Here is a 25845-nt window from a genome sequence, read left to right as displayed (position 1 = left end):
TATGCAATGAGTGGGAGTTTAATACTTGAGCCAAGACGAGAAAGAGCCTTCCCTAGAGTCGTGAAGAAAAAGCCAAGCCGATACTCTAGAAAATACAATGCCGCTCACCTTAAGTGAACGGCATTAGAGCAATTGAGCTCCGTTCTAACGATTATTTTAGGATCGCGATTATCTTAGAACTGTGACAGCTTATCGTAGCGCGAGTCTTTTAGTACATCCTTGACGCGTTTAAGATTTTCACGAAAACCAGAGCCACGGCGCAGGGTGAAACCAGTAGCCAGTACATCAATTACCGTCATTTGCACCACACGGCTTGCCATGGGCATATAGACGTCAGTATCTTCAGGTACGTCAAGAGAGATCGACAATGAGCTTGCTTTGTCCAGCGGTGAATCTTTTGCCGTAATAGCAATGACAGTCGCGCCATTTTCGCGCGCAAGATTGGCGATTTCCACTTGGCTTTTAGTACGACCTGTATGCGAAATCAAAACAATTACGTCATTATCGGTACAGTTGATACAACTCATGCGTTGCATCACGATATCTTCAAAACAAGTGATCGGAATGTTAAAGCGAATAAATTTGTTTTGGGCATCTTTTGCTACAGCAGAAGAGGCTCCTAAACCGAAGAAAGAGATCCGTTTTGCTTGTGTGAGTAAGTCAACTGCACGGTTAATTTGCATTGGATCCAAGCTGTTTTTAGCCACATCCAAACAAGCCATAGTCGATTCGAAAATCTTATGGGTGTAGGCGTCTGGGCCATCATCTTCTTCAACATTTCGGTTTACATACGGAGTTCCGTTAGCAAGGCTTTGCGCTAAATGAAGCTTAAAGTCGGGAAAGCCTTTGGTGTCGAGTCGTCGACAAAAGCGGTTTACCGTTGGTTCACTGACATCGGCCATTTTGGCGAGCGTCGCAATACTTGAGTGAATCGCGGTTTGGGGCGAAGCCATAATTACTTCGGCGACTTTACGTTCCGACTTGCTAAAGTTTTCCAGATTTTTTTGAATTTTTTCTAATGTATTCATAGTGTTCACGCGGGCGAAGAGAACAACTCGTTGGTTTTACCCGGTCGCCCTTTGGGGGGATTGGAAATAACACATTTCCAAAAAGGTAAGTTAAACCAACGCCATGCAATGAGTATAAACCTAGGATGTAGATTTCCGTAACAATTCAAGTTAACAATTGATGAGAACATGACAAGCCTCAAACAAAATTTCATGAAAACTACAGAATTTAGATTTAAATCGATGATTAATGGAAATTTCCAGCTCATTAATGATGTATTAGTTACAGCAAAAAGAAATAAATTTTCAATTCGCTGTAACTTACAGGGATTCTAGCTGATGATTCTTTGAGCAAGTCGCTCAATTTTGGCCATCAAATTAGGGGCTAGCGTGGCAATATGTCGCTGCTCATCTAATATCGAGTGCAAGATAGCATGTGTCGTTAGCGGGTTGGCTAGTACCACGCGGAATACGATGGTATCAAGCTTGTCCCAGCGTTCTGGGTTTAAACGGGTTCGAGAGACAAATGAACGCCCCGTTTCCCTTTGTTTTTTCTGCACAAACTGGGTGATTTCATTTAGCAACGCGTTCAGTTCTGCTTTTTGATTGGGCAAGGCTTGTTGCAGTGCTTGGCGAACGAAAGCAGGAATATAGCGATAGGTTAAAAGACACAGTTCGGGTTCAGAAATCAGCTCAAAATCGTCTTGTTCTTTAATTAGATCGGCGAAATAGCGAGCTTTAGCTAGGCTTTGGTCAATCAATAATTCGTAGCCAGGGCGACTAATAATGTGCATGCTAGCGTACACCAACATGGCCATACCTGAACGAGAACCTTCTAACGTATGGCTGCCTAGATCTTTTGAACCTTTCCGCAAAATATACTGCGCATGGTGCTCAATTGAATGCATAGCATCAGGCTTTTTGAATAGTACCATGCCTGCACCCATAGGGATGTAGAGCTGTTTATGTGCATCAATCGTGACGGAGTCAGCCAACTCAATACCATTGAGTAAGTGTCGGTGATTATTCGACATTAATGTTGCACCGCCCCAAGCGGCGTCTACGTGAAAATGACAACCTTCTTGCTGGCAAATATTGGCGATATCTCTTAAGGGATCAATGTTGCCCGTTTCTGTTGTTCCGGCGACGCCAACAACCGCAAAAGGTTTAATTTTCTGGCTTTTTAGGTGTGCCATTTTGGCTTTCAAATCTTGTGGGCATAAGCGGTTGTTGTGGTCGGTTTTTACACAAACCAAGCCTTCTTGGCCGATACCCAATACGTCAGCGGCTTTCTTTAAAGAGTAATGGCCACGATCAGACACTAAAATGGCTAACCCGTGGTAACCATAATGACGCATGGCTTTAAACAGCCCCTCTTTTTCGACGCCTTGGAAATCACCATCGGCTTTCAAAGCATTATTACGAGCCACCCACAATGCCGTGATATTGGCAATTGTTCCGCCAGAGCAAAATGCACCGAGCGAATGATTAGCGCTATGCATCCATTGGCTGTAAAAAGCGTCGTTTTTTTGATAGATCAAACGATGCAACATACCCAAAACCTGCCGTTCTAGCGGTGTAAACGCTTTTGACGTTTCAATTTTGACTAAGTTTTGATTCAGCGCAATCATGATCTTTGATAACGGCATCAAAAAATATGGCAGTGCAGATGTCATATGACCAATAAAGCTAGGAGCCGAGGTATGCACTGAATGAGCGACTAAATTATCCAACAAATGCTGAGTATGTTCTGAAACGAACTCCGGTGACTCTGGAATTTGCGGATTAGAGAAATCTTTTTCGATCTCTTTGAGTGGTTTTTCTTCAGCGACAATATGTTCACGCAAGAAGAGGTTCAAATTGCGCGATAGCTCTTGGTCTATTTTTGTCAGTGTTGAATCGGGGCCTTCGGGCACAGTGAAGATCCGTAACAAGCTCTCGAAACTCACATTTGCAGTTTTTTGTTCTGATACCATACAGCTTCGTTATTTTGATTTTATGGAATGCGAGCGGCACAATCTAAACGAAAACGGGACAGTTGTCCCGTCTTAATTCGGCTAGAGTAGAGGCGGCGACTAGTTACAGACTTTCTTTTCGATCAAGGCGATGGCATCGTTATATTTATTCAAGGCAGCTTCGATCTGCTTCGGATGACTGAGCAATTCGGCTAAAGCTGAACGTAATTCATAGTTTTTTTCGTTAGGCTTTGCTTGGCGATCTTCATAGGTGATTTTAGCAATGTGGCCGAGATCATCACTGCGTGAGGCCAATACTTTAATGTCGTGCTGTTCTAGTTTTAACCAAGCTTCTACAGGTTGCGAGGTGGCGACTTTAGAAGGATCGTTGCTTAGGTAATAGTGGACTGCCGCACGGCTTAATTCAAAGTGATGCTGGCGTCCTTGCAGAAACCATTGGCTAACTTCAGTAAGTTCAGGATATTGCGCGGTCGTTAAGTCTGCGAGATCACTATACCAATGGAGAGACGCGTCGACATAAGCGTCATATTTTTCGGATAAGCATTGGTTATCAGCAGCGAGAGCAACATTCGCTGAAGTTGAGAGCAGTAGGGCAACGAGAACACGTTTCATAAATCTTCCTTTGGGCTTTGTTATTGTGTGGGAGTTTTCTACTCCCTATTGTTAGTTTAAATGAAGGCTAGAGTGATTCCTGAGATCTAGCCTGCAAGTGATACAAAGAACAGCATAAGAATAGGCACCAGTAGGCTGAGAATAAACCCACTGACAATCGCGATCGGTACGCAACGAACCCCGCCAGTTGTCTGGATCACGGGCAAGGTGAAATCCATCGCGGTTGCACCAGCATAGCCGATGGCAGAGCAAGGTTTGGTTCGGATTAGCATGGGGATCATCACTAAAGCAACCAGTTCTCTAAGTAGCTCTATCATGAAAGAGGCACCACCATAGACTGGGCCGAAAGCATCACCCATTAAAATCCCGGCAAGTGAATACCATCCAAAACCGGAAGCCATGGCTAGTCCTCGATAAATTGGGATATCAAGAATCATGGCCGCAATGATCCCCCCAATCCAAGAGGTCAATATAATGACTAATGCGATGACCATTCCGTATTTATTGAGCAAAATTTGTCGTAGGGTTAAACCACTATTTCTCAACTGAATACCAATAAAGAAAAGTAATACGAACAAGATCCATTCACTGGCGGTGCTCACCCAACTTAAATCGAATCCTAATACAACCCCAAGCGCCAATCCTCCACCGACAACCACAATCAGCTTTACGGATTCTAACGCCATGCTAGATAGTGGCAGTTTTGAATGGTTCGCATCGGTTTTTATGGGTAGAAATTTGTCAATAAAAGGCAAGACCAATAAGTTGCAAGCACCAATCATCAAGAAAAATACGGTGGTAAATTTGAGTATCAACTGTAGGTTACTGCCCAAGTTATCGAGGGCTGCCAAGCTTAAACCCATCAGAAACAGAATGACGTAAACTAACCAAGACGTGGCTTTATTTAATGCTGCTAGCCACTGTTGATTGGCAATAGAAAATAGATACCCCACTATTAGTGGGGCAAAAATAAATAACATCCCTGAGAACATCTCATCCTCTGATTATTTTGGGTTTAGAAGCCGCTTGCGTTGATCACATCATTGAGTTTTGATTTGAATTCAAGCTCACTAAGGTTACTTAAGTTGTATAGCACCTCAGCTCCGGTCGCATTAATTTCGACGTCATGCTCTTCAATCTCTTCATCTTGACGACGAAACAGTAAAAGATGGTGAGCAATACGTGCCACATCAAGGTAACTGACTTCGTGAGAAGATGCGACTAAAGATTGATTTCCTGCTACTTCAAGGAAATCTGAGTCGAACCCCCAACTTCTTAACACAAGCTGACTGGTTTTTGAACATCGCGACTGAAAAATCTGTAGGGCGATGTCTTGATCGAGATAGTTGCCTTTCTCAAGATATAAATGATATTCGTGTACAAGACAAAACAAGCCAATATCCGCAAGTAGACCGACAAGTAAGGCTTTTTCTTGCTCTAAATGTTGATATCGGCTTGGTTCTAGTTGTTTAAATGCGTTAGTTACCATCACCATGGTTGCGCCAAGCTCTCGCGATATGGCGGCGCTATTAACCAATATTTTATTGCATTCTTTACTTAAGTTTACGGAGTGCTTTAACTGCTCAATCGCTTGGGCTGTTACAATGTCGCGTACTCGTAGTATGCCTAAGCGTGATACAGCCGTGACTAAATCCGTACAGGTAATATTTCGACGATTAAAGACAACAGAGTTTGCTACGCGTACTACAATTGCAGTCAGTCCGGGATCTTCAAGTAGACAATCGGCGACATCTGAAATTTCAGTAGATTCTAATGTGCATAAGCGCTGTATTTTTAGAACAACATCAGGAATAGGAGGAAGTGAAATTTTTCCTGTGCTGAGTGAGTGTTCAACCAATTGAGAAAATTCACTTTCTAACCCTTGGATGAGCATTTGATGATGATCTGGAAGCCAGTAAAAAGATAGATGATTCATAAATTTGTGCTCAATCTGTACTGAAGGCATTTTACCGTCTGCTAACCCAAATAAGCAATCAATTCACCATCAATCGCATTAATTTGTTTTCTTGATGCATTAATCTTAATACGTTAATGGAAAGCGTATGTGTCAAAAAAATTTATTCATAAACACAATGATGTGATTTCTATCTCATAACTCTGCGCAGATATGTCTATTGATGTGATGTATGCCCAGACTTATTTTGTATCGTTAACTATGATAGTACCCATATTAAGCAAGCTAATACTAAACTACTACAAGCTTGTTACTAACTTACTCTTTTTATTCGCAAAAATACGCTGCTATCTGGTGATCACTATTAATCGGGGAACTTGATTAAGGATCAATGGATATGATTGAGCATGCATTTTTCAATTACGTTATTAAATTTGGCGCATTTCAAAAGCGTTCAATGTTTGGCGGTGTTGGGCTTTTCCAAAAAGAAGCGATGTATTCACTGATTAGTGAAGAGTCTGTTTTTATTCGTGGAGGTGAAGAGCTCGATGATGCACTTACAAAATTAGGCTGCGAAAAATACAAACACGTTAAAAAGCAGACCACAGCAACCGTTAATTATTATGATATTACTGAGCTTTTTGTGAGCAATCATGAGAGCCTAGATTCGATCATTGAACGTTCCATTCGCTATTCTGTTGAGCAACGTAGCTTTCAAAAATCCTCTGCAAGCCGTCGACTACGTGATTTACCAAACATGCAGTTAACGTTAGAGCGTATGGTTAAAAAAGCGGGCATCAATGATGTGGAAACGTTCATGCGCTTAGGTGCTCCTACGATATTTTCTAAAGTGAGAAAAACGTACGGTAGTGACGTCGATGTAAAACTACTGTGGAAGTTTGCTGGTGCGATCGAAGGTATTCATTGGAAATTGCTGCAAGAGCCTCGCAAGCGTCAATTATTAGAAAGCTGCTCATTACGCTAACAGTTTTGTAGCACTGTTATCAAATAAATAAAGATAGTTATCAAATAAAAAGCCGAGTCTTACGTCTCGGCTTTTTATTGTATTTAGCTTACATCTAGAACTTAAAACGAGTCGTAAACATCAGTTGATCGCCGTAAGCATCATTGATGCGAGCCTCGGCACCGAGAGAGAAAAGTTCTGTAGAATGAAAACGGGCATAAACAGACGCAATCCAGTCATCATTGTCATCGATAGAAACAAAGCCACCTTTGCCACCAACTTCCAACTGTGGTCCAAGCCATTGACGTACGCCAAGGTTTAATTCCATTCCTGTATCGGCGCTTTTATTATCGCGGGTATCTACGAGGCGTAATAGCATTTCACCCGTGAAGTCAGCCCAGTTGTTAATAGGAGCATGAAAGCCAAAACCTGCGGCTGCGTCAAAATCACCTTCAAACTCAGAGTCTATACGACCAATAACATGTGCATTTGGGTGAATTGATTTGCTCATCGCAGCACCAAAGGTGACTGGACTTGCTCCAATACGAGCTTCGATATAGTCGTAACTAAAATTGCTCATGACGGATGGGCTATTTCGGTCTATTTCTGCCAGTGTTTGGCCTGAGGCTAGCAGCAAAGCGGCTGCAATGATTGTTTTACGCATAGTCACTATAAACCTATATTTTTAGTTTATTTCCATGGTCAGTCGCGGAATGCCCGCGGTGACATTAAAGAATTTAGACATCATAGTGCATAGATTGACATTGTCGCCATTAAAAAGTGTCATTCTTTTGTTGTCTTCGCAAAAAATAAGCAAAGACAGTGCCATTTCTTCGTTAGGATATTTTATTCACCAAAACTGATGCGGTTTTGTGCGATCGCATTGAAGATTTTCTCGGCATCCAAGACTCTAGCCCAAGGCATTAAATCTGATTCGTTTTCAATCATATATTGTGTTAATTGATCTTTGATAACATCGCGAAGTTTGTTCCCATCCCAAGGTTTGGCTACATAAAAATGTAGGCTGGCATGATTCACCGCTTCTACGGTGTCTTCTAGCCCTGCTTGGCCTGTTAGTAGTACTTTGCGTGTATGTTGCGTCTCTTCATTGTGGCTTAATTCAATTAAGAAACTAATGCCTGTTTGTTCGGGCATAATGTGATCGCACAAAATTAAAGCCAGCTTGATATTTTGAGCTTGGTGATCGGCAATCACTTCTTTTGCCTCTGCAACAGATTCTGCGGCTTCTAAGATAAAAAACTCTTCAAATTCGTCGAGGTCTTGTATGACGCTGTCCAATACTTCACGTTCATCGTCCACGCATAAGATCAAAAATTTGTTCATGATATTCTCCTTAATCATCAGCACGACAAGTTATCGACTAACTGGCAGCCATACCGTCATTGTCGTGTATTTATCCTGTTCAGATTGAACATCGATCCAACCTTGATGCTGGTGGACTATTTGTTGGCAGACAGAAAGCCCAATACCGAGTCCAAAGTTACCTTCTTTTTTCGTCGTGTAATTTAATGTGAAGATACGCTCTTTCTGCTCGTACGGGATCCCACGACCATTATCCGTGAAACTGATGGTCACAAAAGATTGATTACCCTGTTTTGCTAATGTGGTTGCAATGTGCAGTACGCCATTGGCTGGGAAGGCATCAATAGCGTTGGAAATGAGGTTTGTCCATACTTGTTGTAATGCAATCGGCTGACAGGTAATCAAAGGTAAGTCGGCATACTCTTTCTCGACTTTGTGGCGCTTAAGACGATTTTCGAAAATAACCAGAGTGTCTTCAATACCTTCATGAATATTGACCTTGTGCAGCGCTTCATCATCAGGGCGAGCATACCCTTTAAGGCTTCGTACCATATCGGCGATGCGTTGTGCACAAACATTGATAGAACGAAGTGTACTACCAGTTAGGAAATAGTTTTCTAATTGTTCCAGTGTTTCTAACGTTTTTTCGGGATCGTGCTTAGCCGATTGTCGGAGCGCAAGATCATCATCTAGATTGAGTTTGACCAATTTTTTTGCGATCAAACGATGATGAATTTCATTTTCTATGGCTTTAGCGCGTGCCCGCTCTTCTGATGTAGAAGTAGGTTTGGCTGAAAGTGCATTCCTTAATAGTTGGCTGCCTTTATGTTGCAGATTTTTATGTTCAGTCTCTTGGACTAAGTGCTCAATCTTGTCTGACAATGTTTCGGTTCCACGTAAAATTGCGGCGACAGGATTGTTTAGTTCATGAGCGACGCCTGCAACAAGCTGACCGAGCATGGCCATTTTTTCCCGCTCGATTAATTGCTGATGAGCTGACTCAAGTGATTCGAGCGTTTTTTGTAGTTGCAATTTAGTGTTAATACTGCGTTGTAAGCGGCGGTTAAAATGGCGGAGCAGCAAGTTAGTAAATAGGGGTAATAGCCGAGTATCCGAATGCATGACTTTTGCAAACACATCTCGGTCTAGTTTAATCACATCGGTTTTAGTCAGGGTGACGGCAGTAGAAAAAGATTTCTCACCAGTCACAAAAGACATACCACCGACAATGTTGCCTTTTTTGTGGCGAACCACTTCTCTTTGTTGCCCTAAATCATCTTTTTTATACAGGGCCACTTCACCTTCAGTGATGAACCAAAGAAAGCGGTTCTCTTCTCCCTCTTTGGTAAGAAAGTGATTAGTGGAGTATGTACGGCAGGCGCGAGTTTCATCTTCATTTTCAAAAAATTGGTGTAAAGCACCAATTACTTGCTCAGCCAGTTCTGTATCAGAAAGCTTGTGGTAATCGGAGATAAAACCATCTCGATAACTGCGCATTTTATTATCGATGTGCGCGCGTAAGATGCGCTGTTGATCAAGTATTGTGCTGTAGTTGAGAATGTTGTCTTTATCATGATCTAAGATGTAGGTCGTGAGCTCTTTTTGGACGGTTTTATAGAGCACGTTATTTTGTAGTGGTTTAGTGAGACAGTAATCTAATCGCCCCTCATTGACGGCGGTGAGAATGGCTTGAATATCTTGTCCGCAGCTTATCAGCACTTTCCGCGCTGAACGCGTGTGGATTGATTTATCGAGTTGAGTCAAAAAATCCGCACCATCAAACTGCTCATGGTGACTGGCAATGACCAATGCAATCGTTTGTTGCTGTTCGTGCAAATATTCTAGGGCTTGCTCAGCTTCATCTATGGTGTCCGCTGTATGAAGATCAAATTTAGTGGCGAATGGAGCTAACTCAGCTCGCAACTGTTCTGTGCTGATTGGGTTATTGTCTAAACAAAGTAGTGCGTAATGGTTCACACAAGCCTCTACTGTCATCGCTGTTTTGACTACTGTAGCAAGTATTACGCAGTGGGTTTGAGAGCTAGGTTTTAGAATTTCTCATCACATCTTAGCAATACTCTGACCTAACTCCATGTTTTGGTTTTCAATTGTTTACGGTAGACTGGGTAAAATCTTCAGGAATGGAACACTATGAAACAGTTAAAAATCATTGGTGCGGTTGGTGGTGCTATCGTCTTAGCGGCATGCTGGCCGTTGGCTGTCGGGCAAATCGGTGAAAAGGTGATCACTAACGGTATTGCAAATATCTCTTCAGGTTCAATCGAGGCGGATATTGTCAGTTATAAGCGCGGTTACCTTTCATCAACCGTGCAAACCCGCTATCAGATTGCAGATAAAACGCTCAAACAACAGTTTGTTGCCGATGGTTTACCGACCCAAGTTCTAGTCAATAGCGAGGTTAAGCATGGCCTGTTGAGTTTAACAGCAACATCCGTTATTGCTGATCAAGAAAATCTACCATTGACGATGACCAGTATCACGCAGTTGAATGGCAATACTCAATACACTGTGGCGCTAGACAGTTGGCACTACCAAAGTGAAGATGGCGAGATGACGTTCTCGACAACGCCCGCCACATTGAAAGGTGATATTTCGGTGCTAGGTGAAATCACTTATCAACTGAATGTTCCTTCTGTTGAGTTGGATTTTACCAGTGGTGAAAAAATGATGCTTTCACAGCTAACTGGTCAAGGTATAGGTAAACAAGATAAAGGCTTCTGGCTAGGACAACAGTCATTGGCGTTAGCAAAAATTAATCTTGTTGATGGCCTAGGTGAAAATACGCTGAGTATGGACAACATGCGTTATTCCTTTGATTCGGTATTAAAAGGAGAGCCTTCTCGTTTTGATAGTAATCACTTGATTGAGATGGATAAATTAACTTATAGCGAAGGCGAGGTGAAGGACCTCAATCTTGATTTTACCTTGGGTGATTTAGATGGTGACGCTTTTGAGAAGCTCTCAACGCTTTACCAAAACAGCCCAGAACTTTCTGATGAGGACATTCAGCAAGCACTACCTTATGTGCAATCATTATTCGAGAAAGGTTTTTATCTATCGATGAATAAAATGGCGCTAAAAGTTGGCCAAGGTGAGTTTGAATCAAACTGGAAGATAGCGGTTCCTGAAGGGACAAATAATGTGGTGCAAGATCCGAGTACCATTTTACCAGCCTTAACCGGCCACATTGATACCTTCATTTCTGACCAGCTGGTTGAAGATTTTCCTTTTATCCAGCAAGGTATTGATGAGCTTGTTGTGATGGAAATTATGCAGCAAACCGATCAAGGATATCGACTCCAAGCTGAACTGAAAGAGGGCAACTTGGAATTTGAAAATGGCAACCAAATGCCGCTATTGACACTATTACTTCCGGCATTGATGCGATAGCGAACGGCGCTCAAGCAAACGATTTCGCGAGTTTTAGCAATCAGTAAGAGAAAAGAGCCGATAGAAGCTCTTTTCTCGCTTTTTATCCACATCAAAAAGTGGTATTAATCACATTAATTGTCGATAGCAGGAGCAAGGAACTCATGGAATCAAATCAAGCGGGCCCAGTCTATAATTTCAGCGCAGGCCCTGCAGCCTTACCTAAAGCCGTGATGGAAAAAGCGCAAGCCGAGTTTATTAACTGGCACGAGCTTGGCACGTCCGTTATGGAAATTAGTCATCGCAGTAAACCTTTTATTCGCGTTGCTCAAGAAGCGGAGCAAGATCTGCGAGATTTGCTTAATATCCCGAGTAATTACAAAGTATTATTTTGTCAGGGTGGAGCGCGCGCTCAGTTTGCGGCGGTGCCTTTAAACTTATTAGGCGATGCGACTAAAGCGACCTATATTGATGCGGGTTACTGGGCTGAAAGTGCGGTCAAAGAAGCGAAGAAATATTGTGAAATCGATGTTTTCAACGCCAAAGTGACCAAAGAGGGCAAAACAGCGGTATTACCAGCTAGCGAATGGAAAATCGATCCTGAGTCGGCTTACGTGCATTTTTGTCCGAATGAAACGATAGATGGTATTGAGATTAATGATTTACCAGATACAGACAAACCGATTGTAGCTGATATGTCATCTACGATTTTGTCGCGCCAAATAGACGTCTCAAAGTACGGAGTCATTTATGCGGGAGCGCAGAAAAACATTGGGCCAGCGGGGATCTGTATTGCGATTGTTCGTGATGATTTGCTTGATTTAGCCAGTGATGTGCTACCGACTATATTGAATTATAAAGTGCAAGCTGAACAAGATTCTATGTTCAACACGCCGCCTACGTTTGCGTGGTATTTGTCGGGTCTCGTGTTCAAGTGGCTAAAAGGGCAGGGTGGTGTCGCGGCGATTGAGAAAATCAACCGCGAGAAAGCAGCGCTGCTTTATAACGCAATTGATGAGTCACCTTTCTATCGCAATACCATTCACCCAGACAACCGTTCACTGATGAATGTGCCTTTCCAATTAGTGAAACCAGAGTTGGATAGTACGTTTTTAGAGTTGGCTGAAGCGCGTGGTTTAGTCTCGCTGCAAGGTCACCGAGTCGCGGGTGGTATGCGTGCCTCGATTTACAATGCGATGACACTGGAAGGCGTTCAAGCCTTAGTTGATTTTATGCAAGAGTTTGAACAGCAGTACGCCTAACGTTTTTTGATGGTATCAAAAACGATATAACATAAAATACGACCTTAAAAAACAAAGCCCACTAAGTGGGCTTTGTCATTAATCGGCTAGATTGAAGAGCATTACAATTTGTCGGTTAACTCAATTGCTTGGCCAATATAGTTGGCTGGTGTCATCTCTTTCAAGCGTGCTTTTTCAGCTTCAGGTAGCGCAAGGCCATCAATAAAGTGGCGCATTGCTTCACCATCGACTCGCTTACCGCGCGTGAGTTCTTTCAATTTTTCGTACGGTTTTTCGATGCCGTAGCGGCGCATAACTGTTTGCACTGGTTCAGCAAGGACTTCCCAGTTTTTATCGAGCTCAGCAAGCAGCGCATCACGGTTCACTTCCAGTTTACTGATCCCTTTTAGCGTTGAAGTGTAGGCGATGATCGCATAACCAACACCCACACCAAGGTTACGCAGCACGGTTGAATCTGTCAAGTCACGTTGCCAGCGAGAAATAGGCAGCTTTTGTGCTAGGTGATTGAACACGGCATTAGCAAGGCCTAGGTTGCCTTCTGAGTTTTCAAAATCGATCGGGTTGACTTTATGTGGCATTGTCGATGAACCAATTTCACCTGCAATGGTTCTTTGTCTGAAGTGGCCCAAAGCGATATAGCCCCAAATGTCACGATCGAAGTCGATCAGAATAGTATTGAAGCGGGCAACGGCATCAAATAGCTCTGCGATGTAATCATGTGGCTCAATTTGTGTGGTATAAGGGTTCCACGCCACACCTAGCGATTCAGTGATAAACTCTTCACTAAAGGTATGCCAGTCGAGTTCTGGATAGGCTGAAAGGTGAGCGTTGTAGTTACCTACTGCGCCGTTTACTTTTGCGAGAATCTCGATATTGGCAATCTGCTTATATTGGCGTTCCATACGGTACGCTACGTTAGCCATCTCTTTACCCATAGTACTTGGTGATGCTGGCTGTCCGTGGGTACGAGACAATAACGGAATATCGCGATACTCTTCTGCTAAGTGACGAATCGCATCAATAATGTTGCGCATTTCAGGAAGAAGCACGGTATCGCGCGCTTCTTTGAGCATTAGCGCGTGAGATGTGTTGTTGATGTCTTCTGAAGTACAAGCAAAGTGAATGAATTCATTAACGGCGTGCAGCTCAGGAACACCCGCTACTTTTTCTTTTAAGAAATACTCTACAGCCTTAACATCATGGTTCGTTGTGCGTTCAATTTCTTTAATACGAGCGGCATCTTCTTCGCTAAAATTGTCTGCTATCGCATTAAGAAATTGATTGGCTTCATCACTGAATGCTGGAACTTCGGCAATTCCAGCAGTGGCTGAAAGCTTCTGTAACCAACGAATTTCAACAATGGTCCGATACTTGAGGAGACCAAACTCACTAAAGATACTGCGTAACGCAATCGTTTTACTTCCGTAGCGGCCGTCTACCGGTGAAACAGCAGTCAAGGCTGACAGTTCCATGTTTTTCTCCTGAATTTTGAGGTTAAGTGTGAGAGTGAATTCTTTGCGTCAATATTAGACTCGAGCTAATAAAATCTGAGCTTGTTCGATCATTTTCTTACGACCGAAGATCAGATGGCGACGCTTTCCTCCAACCTGACGCCACAAGACAGCGCAACGAATTCCTGAAAGGAGTAAGGCGCGCACTTTGTGCTGGGTTGAAGTTTGTTGAAGTATGGTAGGGGTTCCAGTGACTTGGATTCTCGGGCCAATAGGGCTGATAACATCCAAGTAGATACTGGCAAGGTTGCTGATCATCTGATCATCAAGCAAGTCAAAATGGTTGACTTGACGTTCAATCGTTTGAATACGATCGCCCAGCAGTGACATCGCATCACGACGAGCGCTTAATTTACGCTCTAATGCCATCAGGCTAATGATATAGCGAGTGATTTCACTCCCTGATGGCGTGCTATCAATACCTTTCACCAAACATTCGAGGCCAATTTTTAAGTTGGCCTCAGAGCCGAAGACATCAAGTGTATTGTTTGGATTAGTACTTAAGATAGCCGTTAGAGAAGTTTCAAACGCGTCTGAATCACAGTGACCATTTTTTGCTACGTGTTGCACTAAAGCGACAGCTTGGCAGATACCCGCAAAAGCGATGGTACGGTCATAAAGGGTGTTAGCCACGTTTATTACTCCTAAGTTGTTTAAATTCGCTGCTCAATAATTCCACCGCCAAGACACACATCGCCTTGATAGAAAACCGCGGATTGACCAGGCGTGACGGCCACTTGTGGCTCATCAAAAATGACTTTAATGTTTTCATCATCAATAGGGATGATGGTACACGCTATATCCGTTTGACGGTAACGTGTTTTTACCGTGCAGCTTAGCGTTGCTTGGATTGGTGTACGATCAACCCAGTGTAATTGGGAAGCGATCAAGCCATGAGATTTCAATAATGGGTGATCAGCGCCTTGGACTGCAATCAAAACGTTACGTTTAAGATCTTTATCAGCGACATACCATGGGTCTTCGTTACCGCCACCGCCTTTTTGGCCACCAATGTGTAACCCTTTGCGTTGACCTAAAGTGTGGTACATCAGGCCTTGATGTTCACCAATAACGAGACCTTCTGGTGTTTCAATTTTACCCGGTTGTGCTGGTAAATAGCGAGACAAGAAGTCGGTAAATTTGCGCTCGCCGATGAAACAGATACCAGTTGAATCTTTTTTCTTCGCCGTCACCAAACCTTGTTCTTCCGCAATGCGTCGAACTTCGGGTTTTTCTAAATCACCGACAGGAAATAAGCTACGAGCCACTTGTTCATGGCTTAATGTATAGAGGAAGTAGCTTTGGTCTTTGTTGTTGTCCAAGCCGCGCAGCATTTGTGGTTTGTCATTACCTTCAGGGAAGGTGCGTCGAACATAGTGGCCCATGGCGATATAATCGGCATCTAGCACTTCATCTGCAAACTCTAAAAAGGCTTTAAACTTGATTTCTTTGTTACAAAGAATGTCTGGGTTGGGAGTTCGCCCTGCTTTATATTCCTCAAGGAAATATTCAAATACGTTGTCCCAATATTCGGCGGCAAAATTAATGGTATGAAGAGGGATGTCTAACTTATCGCACACGGCTTGTGCATCGGCTAAATCTTCCGCCGCTGTACAATATTCCTCGTTATCATCTTCTTCCCAGTTCTTCATGAACAGGCCTTCGACTTGATAACCTTGCTCTTTGAGAAGATACGCCGAAACGGAGGAGTCAACGCCACCGGACATGCCGACGATGACTTTCTTTTGGCTGTTTGCGCTGCGGTTGTCTGACATTACTTAATACCACTCAATTGACTTGGTCGCAGATTCTAGCAGAAAGATTTTCGTCGCGACAGATCCGAGACAGCAATCACACTTCTATCTGGTTTAATTGGCGTCGTATCTGTCAATGTCAGCCGAAATTAGTTTTAGAATTCTACAATGGCTTATGGCATAGTGCGTGCCATTTTAAAGCGTAATAAAAGGCCACAAAATGCAAGATGACAATCAGATTATGGATGACGCGTTCCTCATCGAAACAGTAGAGAATCAACTCGCGGACGGAAATCCGTTAAAGGTCAAAGAAACCTTGATGCGCTTGATGATGACAGGTCACTCAAGGGAGGATGCCGTTGCCTCTATTGCTTGTGCGCTTGCAATTGAGATTTTTGATGTGATGAAAAACGAAGGGCAATTTGACCTAAAACGCTATTCAGAGCATTTAGATAGGTTACCTGATCTCAGCTTTATGGAAGGTGAATAAAAATAATTAAGAGCAAACGTTTGCTATAGTTGCCTTAGTTGCCGCGCTAATGGGTGCGCGGTAGAATCGCGCATCTTTTTCTCCTCTACTCAGACTGACGTTATGAAATTTCCTGGCCAACGCAAATCAAAGCATTACTTTCCTGTTCATGCACGTGACCCACTTGTTATCCAAGCACAAGAAAATAAAAAAATGTCACGTACACATATTATTGGTATTGACCAGACCTTGGTGGATATAGAAGCGAAAGTAAATACTGACCTCATCGAAAAATATGAGCTTAGTAAAGGCCATTCGTTAGTGATTGACGATCAGAAGGCCGAAGCGTTGTACACTGAGCTCAAACAAAATGGTCTGATTACTAACGAATATGCTGGGGGAACGATTGGCAACACATTACACAATTATTCGGTGCTGGCAGATGATCGCTCAACGTTGTTAGGTGTGATGAGTCAAGATATAAAAATTGGTAGCTACGGTTATCGTTATTTATGTAATACATCAAGTCGGATGGATCTGAATTATTTACAAGCGGTCGATGGAGCGATTGGGCGCTGCTTTGCCTTGATCACAGAGGATGGAGAAAGAACCTTTGCTATTAGTGAAGGGCAAATGAACCAACTTCGCGCAGAAAGTGTTCCAGAAAAAATATTTAAAAGTGCTTCAGCCTTAGTATTGACTGCTTATTTAATTCGCTGCAAAACTGGTGATCCAATGCCAGAGGCAACAATGAGAGCGATTGAATATGCTAAGAAATATGATGTACCTGTTGTTTTAACCTTAGGTACTAAATTTGTTATTCAAGATGACCCTCAATTTTGGCAAAATTTTTTGCGTGATCATGTCACTGTTGTTGCCATGAATGAAGATGAAGCCGAAGCATTAACCGGGGAAAGTGATCCTCTTGCAGCGTCAAATAAAGCTTTAGATTGGGTCGATCTTGTATTATGCACCGCAGGACCAGTCGGTTTATTTATGGCAGGATATACTGAAGATGCAGCGAAACGTGAAACATCGTTGCCACTATTACCTGGTTCTATTGCTGAATTCAATCGTTATGAATTTAGTCGCCCAGCATCAAAAATAAGTTGTGAAAATCCGATACGTGTTTATTCTCATATTTCACCGTATATGGGTGGGCCTGAGAAAATTAAAAATACTAATGGTGCGGGAGATGCGGCGTTGTCGGCATTGCTGCATGATATGGCAGCCAATAAATATCATAAAGAGAACGTCCCTAATTCGAGCAAGCATCAGAATAACTTTTTAACCTATTCATCCTTCTCGCAAGTTTGCAAATATTCCAACCGTGCCAGTTATGAGGTGCTAGCCCAGCATTCACCTCGTCTGTCACGTGGTTTACCTGAACGTGAAGACAGCTTAGAAGAAGCGTATTGGGAAAGATAAAAGATTAAAATAATAAAAAGGCTCCGTTAGGAGCCTTTTTATTTGCTAAAGAGTTATTAAATCTCGAATTCTTCTAGAGATTTACCTGCATCAAGTTGCTCTTGAATTGCAGAAGGTGTGCGACCTTGACCTGTCCATGTTTTTTCTTGGCCATTGGCATCAAGATATTTGTATTTTGCTGGACGAGGTGCGCGTTTGCCTTGAACTTTAACTTTGTTCTTAGTTTCACCAGAAAGTGCAGAAATTAATGCGCTTACATCAATACCGTCTTTGGCAATCTGTTCTGCAATCGCAGCCAGCTTCGCTTCTTGTTCTGCGCGAGCAGAGCGTTCTTCTTCTTCCGCTTCTCTGCGTTCTTGAACAACGATCGTTAATTTATCTAGTGCTTCTTCAAGCTGCTCTAGAGTGAGTTCACGGGAAAAAGCGCGTAGGCTACGAATATTAAGTAGAGTTTTTGTTAATTCAGACATGACTATTCCTATTTGATTTAATTTAGTCGACACAGCAATAATAAACTGCTGAATTGGTACTTACAATATTAGATTCAAATATTAATGAAAATTTAATAGATAAATAAAAATCAAAAAAATATGAACTTGTTAATGATGAGCTAATTTCATACATAAGTAGTAGTATCAAGAAGATCATCAATGATTTTTAGATAGACTTATAATTAATGTTTTTTATTATAATCTTCGTGATATTCATTGCACCACATTATGAAAGAAGTCTCAATGTTTCTTAATGAATGTGACCAATAATTGATGCACTTTGATGACATGATCGGTTGCAATGCATTCGTTGTTAAGTACAATGTCATTTACCTAAAGCGAAGTAAGACATTTATCATTGTTAAAATGACTTAATAACGGTGATTTATTGTACTTTCTTTGACGTAGAGGTGCGGTAGAAAATAGTAACTTCTGTTGGGGTAATGCCAATGAACAAAAGTGAAAGGTTTTATCGCCGAAGTAAGTATGCACATTAAAGCAGCTTGCTGGGGTTGTATTCGAATAGGAACAACACTGCCATAGTCTATTCTTTTTTTAAACTATGGAGCGCTACTGTAGGGTTGGGTGAAGTGTTCGCTTCCCTTTCGCTTAGTTCAACATGAATTACATGGTTACCTTAGCCTGTAATTTGTCTGCAGTAGATCTCTAACCATTTACTTACTGGTTTTTGAAGATCATGAATTTAATCGATTTTGCATCATCTCCTCTGTCGCTGTTACCGCCTCTGGTAGCATTAAGTTTGGCTGTTCTTACACGCAGAGTGCTTGTTTCATTAGGTGTCGGTATTGTATTAGGCGCGGTATTACTCGCGGATTATTCTTTTGGTAGTGCATTCAGTTATGTTGCTACTAAGGTATCAAGCGTCTTTGTTGCTGATGGCGGCATTAACACTTGGAATATGAGTATCGTCGGGTTTTTGCTTTTATTAGGTATGATGACCGCGCTATTAACTTTGTCTGGCGGTACTCGTGCTTTTGCCGAATGGGCACAAGTCCGCGTAAAAAGTAAACGTGGCTCAAAACTGCTGGCGGCATTTTTGGGTGTGTTTATTTTCGTTGATGATTATTTTAACAGTCTAGCCGTAGGTTCTATTTCTCGCCCTGTGACTGACCGCTTTTATGTATCTCGCGCTAAACTTGCCTATATCCTTGATTCAACTGCAGCACCAATGTGCGTTGTGATGCCAGCTTCTAGCTGGGGCGCGTACATTATGACGATTATTGGCGGTATTCTCGTTTCTCACGGGATTACCGAATATTCGGCATTGGGCGCGTACATGCGTTTAGTACCAATGAATTTTTATGCCATTTTTGCATTACTGATGGTGTTTGCGGTGGTGTGGTTCCAATTAGATATTGGTCAAATGCGCCAGCATGAAATTAATGCCTCCCAAGGCCGTGGATTTGACGACGCAAATGAAAACGATAGCCAAGACGCACATGAGTTAAATGAAGAGCTTGATATCAAAGAGAGCGAACATGGCAAAGTGTTGGATCTGGTTCTGCCTATCGTATTACTCATCATTGCAACGGTTTCAGCCATGTTATTTACGGGTGGTCAATCTTTAGCCGCAGACGGTAAAGCATTTGATCTACTGGGTGCGTTTGAAAACACCAATGTCGGCGCTTCATTGATTTACGGCGGGCTAGTTGGCTTGGCGATGGCTCTGTTTACCGTGTTTAAGCAAAAGCTGCCAATGAATGACATCAGTAATACATTGTGGATCGGTGCTAAATCGATGTTTGGTGCGATTTTGATCCTGATTTTTGCCTGGACAATTGGCTCTGTTATTGGGGACATGAAAACCGGTGCGTATATGTCATCTTTGGTTCAAGGTAATATTGATCCGCATTGGCTACCAGTCATCTTATTCTTACTATCGGGTGTGATGGCATTTTCAACCGGCACTTCTTGGGGAACGTTTGGCATCATGTTGCCCATTGCTGGAGATATGGCTGCGGCGACCGATATCGCTCTAATACTCCCGATGCTGAGCGCGGTGCTCGCCGGTTCCGTTTTTGGTGACCACTGTTCTCCTATTTCTGACACCACCATTTTATCGTCGACAGGCGCGCGTTGTAACCATATCGATCACGTTGCGACACAATTGCCGTATGCACTGGCTACGGCCTTGGTTTCGAGTGTCGGTTTTGTTGTTTTAGGCATGACAGCGTCAGTGCTGATCTCGTTGGCTTGTGCTTCTGTTGCATTTATCATTGTGTGCATGATTATGGCCGCTATGGCGAAATCAAAAATGACACATTGCGAGACGTTGTAGCCGTATTTTGGTTAAATGGAGTTGATAAAAGGGAAACGAAAGTTTCCCTTTTTTATTACTGGTGCACGACGGCGAAAAAAGATTTTAAAAAAGCAAAATTTTTAGTTGAAAAAGAACATCAGCTTGGTTAGTGTGGAGTCAAGACAGCAAACCAATAAGAGCTGATAAGTATGCGTAATTTTGTAATGAACATTCATCATCACCATCACCCTAAATAATCTTTCGGGGAGATGTACGCATACCCGGGAGGCAGGAAACTCCCGGTGGTTAAGTCAAAGCATTTAGATTAAAACCCTCGGGAGAACGCAAATCTCCCGAGGGTTTTTTCATTTTGCTTTAACTCAATTCCAAATACATTCAATACATTGCACAGGGAAATTGTCATGCAAACACAACGCCTAAGAATTGCCATCCAGAAGAAAGGCCGCTTGAGCTCAGAGTGCCAAGACTTACTTAAAAAATGCGGCGTGAAATTCAATATCATGGGTGAGCGTCTTGTCGTTCACTCTCTCAATATGCCGATCGACCTACTGCTAGTGCGTGATGACGACATACCCGGGCTGGTGATGGACGGTGTGGTTGATCTCGGTTTCATTGGTGAGAATGAACTGGAAGAGGTGCGTTTAGAACGCTTGTCGCAAAATAAGAAAAGTGAGTTTGTTTCACTGCGCCGTCTTGATTTTGGTGGTTGCCGCTTATCCATCGCGATCAATAAAGATCAGCAATACAACGGTCCTCAAGATTTGGCGGGTAAACGCATCGCCACAACTTATCCGCAGCTACTCAAAGCGTACATGGATGAAAAGGGCATTGATTTTAGCACTTGTGTGCTCACAGGTTCTGTTGAGGTTGCGCCACGAGCTGGCCTAGCCGATGCGATTGCTGACCTTGTTTCTACCGGCGCAACATTAGAAGCGAATGGTCTCAAAGAGGCTGAAGTTATCTTCCAATCCAAAGCAACACTCATTCAGCGTCAAGGTGAATTCAGTGAAGATAAGCAAGCATTGATTGCTCGTTTATTGACGCGTATGCAAGGCGTGATTCAAGCCAAAGAGTCCAAATACATCATGCTGCATGCCCCGGTTGATCAATTAGAAGCGATTAAAGACTTACTTCCGGGAGCGGAAGACCCAACAGTGCTGCCTTTATCGGCGGAGAAAAATCGCGTTGCAGTACATGTGGTCAGTACCGAGAACCTATTTTGGGAAACCATGGAGCGCCTAAAAGCATTAGGGGCGAGTTCTATTTTGGTTTTACCTATCGATAAAATGATGGAGTAACGGCGATGAGAACTGTCGTTTGGCAATCGTTGAGTGAAACTCAGCAAGATTCAATTTTAGAACGCCCGGCCATTACTGAAGGAGCCAATGTCACTGCTGCCGTGAGCGCCGTGATTGCGCAGGTAAAAGCGCAAGGTGACCAAGCGTTAATTGAGTTAACTGAAAAATTTGACCGCGTGAAACCGGATTCAATTCGCGTCTCAAGTGGTGAGATTGATGCGGCGTGTGAGCGTCTTTCTGACAAGATGAAACGAGCGCTTCAACAAGCTTATGAGAACATTACTAAGTTCCATAAAGCACAAAAGCTGCAACCGATCAAAGTGGAAACGCAGCCGGGAGTGGTGTGTGAACAAGTCACGCGTCCAATTAATACGGTGGGCTTGTACATTCCCGGAGGCAGTGCGCCTTTACCTTCTACCGTATTAATGTTGGGTGTTCCTGCACAAATTGCAGGGTGTCGTAAAGTGGTGCTCTGCTCACCGCCACCGATTGCGGACGAAATCCTCTACGTGGCCAAGCTGTGTAACATTGATGAGGTGTACAACATTGGTGGTGGTCAAGCGGTTGCAGCAATGGCTTATGGGACTAAATCCGTTGCTAAAGTAGACAAAATCTTCGGCCCCGGTAATGCCTACGTGACAGAAGCAAAACGTCAAGTGAGCAATGATTTTCGCGGTGCAGCGATTGATATGCCAGCGGGTCCTTCGGAAGTGTTGGTGATTGCTGATGATACGGCCGATGCCGATTTCATCGCGGCTGATCTGCTTAGCCAAGCTGAGCACGGACCTGATTCACAAGTTGTGTTAGTGACCCCTTCAGCGGTGATTGCCGATCAAGTAACAGATGCAGTGCAAAAGCAGCTAAAAAGCTTATCTCGCGCCGCCATTGCAGAAAAAGCCTTGGCTTCTAGTTTGATTATCATTGCTGAGTCTTTGACCCAAGCGGTTTCTATCTCGAACTACTACGGTCCTGAGCACTTAATTGTGCAAACGCGGAACCCTCGTGAGCTGTTGCCGTTACTTGATAACGCTGGCTCAATTTTCTTAGGTGAGTGGTCACCAGAATCAGCCGGTGACTACGCTTCGGGTACCAACCACGTTTTGCCAACATACGGTTACACGCGTACTTATTCTAGCCTTGGTTTAGCTGATTTTAGTAAGCGCATGACGGTGCAAGAACTCAGCGCAGAGGGCTTACAAGGGTTAGCGCCAACCGTGGTCACAATGGCAGAAGCTGAAGGATTGGATGCACACAAACGTGCGGTCACCATTCGAGTCGAAAAATTGCAAAAGGCGAAAAAATGATGGAAAAACTGGCTCGTAAGCAAATTCAAGCACTAAAACCTTACTTATCGGCTCGCCGTATTGGCGGCAGTGGTGATGTGTGGCTCAATGCCAACGAATCGCCATTCAATAATGAGTACAAAACCGATTTTGTACGTTTGAACCGTTACAGTGATTGCCAACCCAAAGCTATGATCGATGCGTATGCGGCTTATGCCAAGGTACAGCCAGAGCAGGTGTTGACCTCACGCGGTGCTGATGAAGGGATTGAACTTTTGATCCGCGCATTTTGTGAGCCCAATCAAGACGCTATTTTATACTGTCCGCCGACTTATGGTATGTACGCGATTAGCGCTGAAACGTTCGGTGTCGAGCGTAAAGTTGTGCCATTAACAGCGGATTGGCAGCTCGATCTGTCAGCCATTCGTGCCAATTTAGACAGCGTGAAGTTGATCTTCGTTTGTAGTCCTAATAATCCAACCGGCAATTTGGTTAAGCGCCAAGATATTATTGCTTTGCTGGAAATGACTAAAGACCGCGCTATTGTCGTGATGGATGAAGCCTACATTGATTTCTGTCCAGAAGCCTCAACCGTTGATTTATTAGCGCAATACTCGAATCTGGCGATTTTACGCACCTTATCCAAAGCGTTTGCGCTTGCAGGTTTGCGCTGCGGTTTTACCTTGGCCAGTAAAGAGCTGATTGATGTGCTGCAGAAGGTAATTGCACCTTATCCCGTGCCAATTCCGGTAGCAGACATTGCCGTGCAAGCGTTATCGGAAGCTGGGCTTGCTCGTACCAAATTCCAAGTGTTGGATCTCAATGCAAACCGTGCTTACTTACAAGCAGGGCTGTATATGGTGCCCAATTTAACTGTGTTTGAAGGGTGGGGAAACTACCTATTAGTGAAATTTCCCGATGGTGATGCGCTGTTTAAAGCCGCTTGGGATCACGGCATTATTTTACGCAATTCTCCGATTGAAAATTGCGTGAGGATCAGTATCGGTAATCGCGAAGAGTGTGAAAAAACACTCGCTTTTATTCGCAATTATTATCAGTAATCAAGCACCATAAATAGCCCAAAATGAATAAGAGCCAGTCGTTTAAGTGACGTTACTGGCCAATAGAAAAGGATATTCCAGTGAGCAAACAGCAAAAAATTCTCTTTATTGATCGTGACGGAACCTTAATTGTTGAGCCTCCGGTCGATTTCCAAGTTGATCGTTTAGACAAACTGAAACTAGAGCCGTATGTGATCCCAAGCCTACTGGCTTTGCAGGCTGCGGGTTATCGGCTGGTAATGGTCACCAACCAAGATGGGCTGGGGACGGATAGTTATCCTCAAGCGGATTTCGATGCCCCTCATGCGATGATGATGGACATTTTTCAGTCCCAAGGAGTGATCTTTGATGATGTGCTGATTTGCCCGCACTTTGAAAAAGATAATTGCTCTTGCCGCAAACCCAAACTGGGGATGGTTAAAGAGTATCTGCAAGGAGGCAAAGTCGATTTTCAGCAATCAGTGGTGATTGGCGATCGAATGACCGACCTGCAACTGGCTGAAAATATGGCGATCCGTGGTATTCAATATCATCCGAAAAGTATGGGATGGCGTGAAATAGTTAAAGACTTAACCGTGAAAGCGCGCAGCGCCGAAGTGGTAAGAACCACTAAAGAAACCGACATTAAAGTTGCGGTCAATTTGGATGAAACGGGTGGTAATCAAATTACAACGGGGTTAGGTTTTTTTGACCACATGCTTGACCAAATCGCAACCCATGGTGGTTTTCAATTGAAGTTGAGCGTCAATGGTGATCTGCACATTGATGATCACCACACCATTGAAGATACCGCATTAGCACTCGGGCAAGCCTTAAAAGAGGCATTAGGCGATAAGCGTGGCATTGGTCGTTTTGGTTTTTCGTTGCCGATGGATGAGTGTTTAGCACAATGCGCGCTCGATCTATCGGGTCGCCCTTATCTGAAATTTGAGGCCACCTTTACACGTGAGCAAGTGGGCGATCTCTCCACTGAAATGGTATATCACTTCTTCCGTTCATTAACCGACACTTTGGCCTGTACGCTGCATCTCTCATCCAGTGGTGAGAATGATCACCATATTATTGAAAGTTTGTTTAAGGCTTTTGGCCGCACATTGCGCCAAGCCATTAAAGTGGAAGGCAATGAACTACCTAGCAGCAAAGGAGTACTGTAATGTCGTCAGTCCGCGAAGCGATGAGTGATAACAGCAGCCAGCCGCAAAAGGTCGTCATCATTGATACAGGCTGCGCTAATGTGTCTTCCGTGAAATTTGCCATCGAACGCTTGGGTTACCCAGTCACTATTTCAAAAGATCCTGATGTGGTGTTGACGGCAGATAAGCTGTTTTTACCCGGTGTCGGTACGGCAAGTGAGGCGATGAAAAATCTGCAACAGCGCGATTTAATCACCTTGGTGAAACAGGTTGAAAAGCCACTGCTCGGCATCTGCTTAGGCATGCAACTGTTAGGTCAGCTGTCAGAAGAAAAAGGACAGCAAGCTAACGATCAAGCTAATGACATTGTTGAATGCTTGGGGTTATGTGACGGCGAGGTTCGCCTGATGGATACAGGCGATTTACCACTGCCACATATGGGTTGGAATACGGTCAATGCCGAAAGAGGCCATCCTCTGTTTAAAGGCATTGAGCAAGGCGAATATTTCTATTTTGTCCATAGCTACGCCATGCCCGTCGGTGAATACACGATTGCTGAATGTGAATACGGCAAGCCTTTCACCGCGGCGCTGCAAAGCGGTAATTACTATGGTGTCCAATTTCACCCAGAGCGCTCATCCAAAGCCGGCTCGGCACTGATCAAGAACTTCTTGGAATTATAAAAGG

General features: G+C 43.4%; 23 protein-coding genes, 1 riboswitch and 1 other annotated feature. Of the genes, 11 read left to right on the top strand and 12 right to left on the bottom strand.

The features are described from left to right. Positions 1–173: 173 nt before the first annotated feature. The 5 genes from AACV20_RS16235 to AACV20_RS16215 all read right to left on the bottom strand — a co-directional run bounded on the left by AACV20_RS16235 (position 174) and on the right by AACV20_RS16215 (position 5531). A complete protein-coding gene (locus AACV20_RS16235; RefSeq protein ID WP_010320194.1) occupies positions 174–1028 on the bottom strand; it encodes a MurR/RpiR family transcriptional regulator in 855 nt (284 codons plus the stop codon). A gap of 311 nt (positions 1029–1339) precedes the next feature. Continuing rightward, positions 1340–2983: a pyridoxal-dependent aspartate 1-decarboxylase PanP gene (panP, locus tag AACV20_RS16230; protein WP_170907635.1), complete on the bottom strand. Its 1644-nt coding sequence runs from the start codon at positions 2981–2983 to the stop codon at positions 1340–1342. Positions 2984–3082: 99 nt separating this feature from the next. Next, complete coding sequence (locus AACV20_RS16225) at positions 3083–3595, bottom strand: hypothetical protein (RefSeq protein WP_013857115.1); 513 nt, start codon at positions 3593–3595, stop codon at positions 3083–3085. Positions 3596–3681: 86 nt separating this feature from the next. Beyond that, the gene (locus AACV20_RS16220; RefSeq protein WP_017047741.1) at positions 3682–4587 is read right to left on the bottom strand and encodes a lysine exporter LysO family protein; all 906 of its coding nucleotides are present in this window, start codon (positions 4585–4587) and stop codon (positions 3682–3684) included. 23 nt (positions 4588–4610) lie between these two features. After that, positions 4611–5531, bottom strand: a complete 921-nt coding sequence (locus AACV20_RS16215) for an HDOD domain-containing protein (RefSeq protein WP_170907634.1) — start codon at positions 5529–5531, stop codon at positions 4611–4613. 370 nt (positions 5532–5901) lie between these two features. Here AACV20_RS16215 and AACV20_RS16210 point away from each other — a divergent pair, with 370 nt between their 5' ends. Further along, positions 5902–6495: a TfoX/Sxy family DNA transformation protein gene (locus AACV20_RS16210; RefSeq protein ID WP_017049891.1), complete on the top strand. Its 594-nt coding sequence runs from the start codon at positions 5902–5904 to the stop codon at positions 6493–6495. Positions 6496–6589: 94 nt separating this feature from the next. On the opposite strand, the gene AACV20_RS16205 is transcribed toward AACV20_RS16210, so the two are convergent. The 3 genes from AACV20_RS16205 to AACV20_RS16195 form a co-directional block, all read right to left on the bottom strand. Continuing rightward, positions 6590–7138, bottom strand: a complete 549-nt coding sequence (locus AACV20_RS16205; RefSeq protein ID WP_026028575.1) for a hypothetical protein — start codon at positions 7136–7138, stop codon at positions 6590–6592. A 182-nt stretch (positions 7139–7320) separates the two neighbouring features. Further along, a complete protein-coding gene (locus AACV20_RS16200; RefSeq protein ID WP_026027604.1) occupies positions 7321–7818 on the bottom strand; it encodes a response regulator in 498 nt (165 codons plus the stop codon). 30 nt (positions 7819–7848) lie between these two features. Then, positions 7849–9774 (bottom strand): ATP-binding protein, encoded by a 1926-nt coding sequence (locus AACV20_RS16195; RefSeq protein ID WP_170907633.1) that lies wholly within the window; start codon positions 9772–9774, stop codon positions 7849–7851. 174 nt (positions 9775–9948) lie between these two features. Here AACV20_RS16195 and AACV20_RS16190 point away from each other — a divergent pair, with 174 nt between their 5' ends. Continuing rightward, positions 9949–11208 (top strand): DUF945 family protein, encoded by a 1260-nt coding sequence (locus AACV20_RS16190; RefSeq protein WP_064624993.1) that lies wholly within the window; start codon positions 9949–9951, stop codon positions 11206–11208. A 143-nt stretch (positions 11209–11351) separates the two neighbouring features. Continuing rightward, positions 11352–12449 (top strand): 3-phosphoserine/phosphohydroxythreonine transaminase, encoded by a 1098-nt coding sequence (serC, locus tag AACV20_RS16185; RefSeq protein ID WP_026027606.1) that lies wholly within the window; start codon positions 11352–11354, stop codon positions 12447–12449. 101 nt (positions 12450–12550) lie between these two features. Here serC and purB read toward each other — a convergent pair whose 3' ends face one another. Genes purB through mnmA form a run of 3 tightly spaced genes read right to left on the bottom strand, consistent with a single transcriptional unit; the run spans position 12551 to position 15735 of the window. Next, complete coding sequence (gene purB, locus AACV20_RS16180; protein ID WP_013857106.1) at positions 12551–13921, bottom strand: adenylosuccinate lyase; 1371 nt, start codon at positions 13919–13921, stop codon at positions 12551–12553. A 54-nt stretch (positions 13922–13975) separates the two neighbouring features. Further along, complete coding sequence (gene hflD, locus AACV20_RS16175) at positions 13976–14593, bottom strand: high frequency lysogenization protein HflD (protein WP_170907632.1); 618 nt, start codon at positions 14591–14593, stop codon at positions 13976–13978. A gap of 20 nt (positions 14594–14613) precedes the next feature. Further along, positions 14614–15735 (bottom strand): tRNA 2-thiouridine(34) synthase MnmA, encoded by a 1122-nt coding sequence (gene mnmA, locus AACV20_RS16170; RefSeq protein WP_013857104.1) that lies wholly within the window; start codon positions 15733–15735, stop codon positions 14614–14616. 199 nt (positions 15736–15934) lie between these two features. Here mnmA and AACV20_RS16165 point away from each other — a divergent pair, with 199 nt between their 5' ends. After that, positions 15935–16204, top strand: coding sequence for a hypothetical protein (locus AACV20_RS16165; RefSeq protein ID WP_013857103.1), 270 nt, complete (start codon positions 15935–15937; stop codon positions 16202–16204). A gap of 102 nt (positions 16205–16306) precedes the next feature. Next, on the top strand, positions 16307–17611 hold the full coding sequence (locus tag AACV20_RS16160; protein ID WP_013857102.1) for an inosine/guanosine kinase: 1305 nt from the start codon (positions 16307–16309) through the stop codon (positions 17609–17611). Positions 17612–17667: 56 nt separating this feature from the next. Here the strand turns inward: AACV20_RS16160 and AACV20_RS16155 are convergent, their stop codons facing one another. Beyond that, positions 17668–18081, bottom strand: coding sequence for an H-NS histone family protein (locus AACV20_RS16155; protein ID WP_017043902.1), 414 nt, complete (start codon positions 18079–18081; stop codon positions 17668–17670). Positions 18082–18499: 418 nt separating this feature from the next. Then, positions 18500–18683, top strand: a riboswitch (Lysine riboswitch). 116 nt (positions 18684–18799) lie between these two features. Between AACV20_RS16155 and AACV20_RS16150 the strand changes: the two genes are divergently transcribed. From AACV20_RS16150 to hisH, 6 genes are all read left to right on the top strand, one after another. After that, positions 18800–20401 carry a Na+/H+ antiporter NhaC family protein gene (locus AACV20_RS16150; RefSeq protein WP_026028031.1) on the top strand — a complete coding sequence of 534 codons (1602 nt, stop codon included), beginning with the start codon at positions 18800–18802 and terminating at the stop codon, positions 20399–20401. A 193-nt stretch (positions 20402–20594) separates the two neighbouring features. Beyond that, positions 20595–20731: a sequence feature (His leader region), on the top strand. 53 nt (positions 20732–20784) lie between these two features. Continuing rightward, positions 20785–21681: an ATP phosphoribosyltransferase gene (gene hisG / locus AACV20_RS16145; protein WP_026027608.1), complete on the top strand. Its 897-nt coding sequence runs from the start codon at positions 20785–20787 to the stop codon at positions 21679–21681. Between the two features lie 5 nt (positions 21682–21686). Beyond that, positions 21687–22985 carry a histidinol dehydrogenase gene (gene hisD, locus AACV20_RS16140; protein ID WP_017047736.1) on the top strand — a complete coding sequence of 433 codons (1299 nt, stop codon included), beginning with the start codon at positions 21687–21689 and terminating at the stop codon, positions 22983–22985. After that, positions 22985–24025, top strand: coding sequence for a histidinol-phosphate transaminase (gene hisC / locus AACV20_RS16135; protein WP_026028030.1), 1041 nt, complete (start codon positions 22985–22987; stop codon positions 24023–24025). Before hisD ends, hisC begins: the two co-directional genes overlap by 1 nt. An 80-nt stretch (positions 24026–24105) precedes the next feature. Next, on the top strand, positions 24106–25179 hold the full coding sequence (gene hisB / locus AACV20_RS16130; RefSeq protein ID WP_013857094.1) for a bifunctional histidinol-phosphatase/imidazoleglycerol-phosphate dehydratase HisB: 1074 nt from the start codon (positions 24106–24108) through the stop codon (positions 25177–25179). After that, positions 25179–25841 (top strand): imidazole glycerol phosphate synthase subunit HisH, encoded by a 663-nt coding sequence (gene hisH / locus AACV20_RS16125; protein WP_013857093.1) that lies wholly within the window; start codon positions 25179–25181, stop codon positions 25839–25841. The genes hisB and hisH overlap by 1 nt, the downstream gene beginning before the upstream one ends. Positions 25842–25845 lie beyond the last annotated feature (4 nt).

The sequence above is a fragment of the Vibrio sp. B4-6 genome (assembly GCF_963888245.1).
In the GTDB taxonomy this organism is placed as follows: domain Bacteria; phylum Pseudomonadota; class Gammaproteobacteria; order Enterobacterales; family Vibrionaceae; genus Vibrio; species Vibrio anguillarum.
The sequence above is the reverse complement of the archived record's forward strand: the minus strand, read 5'-3'. Positions and strand labels throughout refer to the sequence as shown.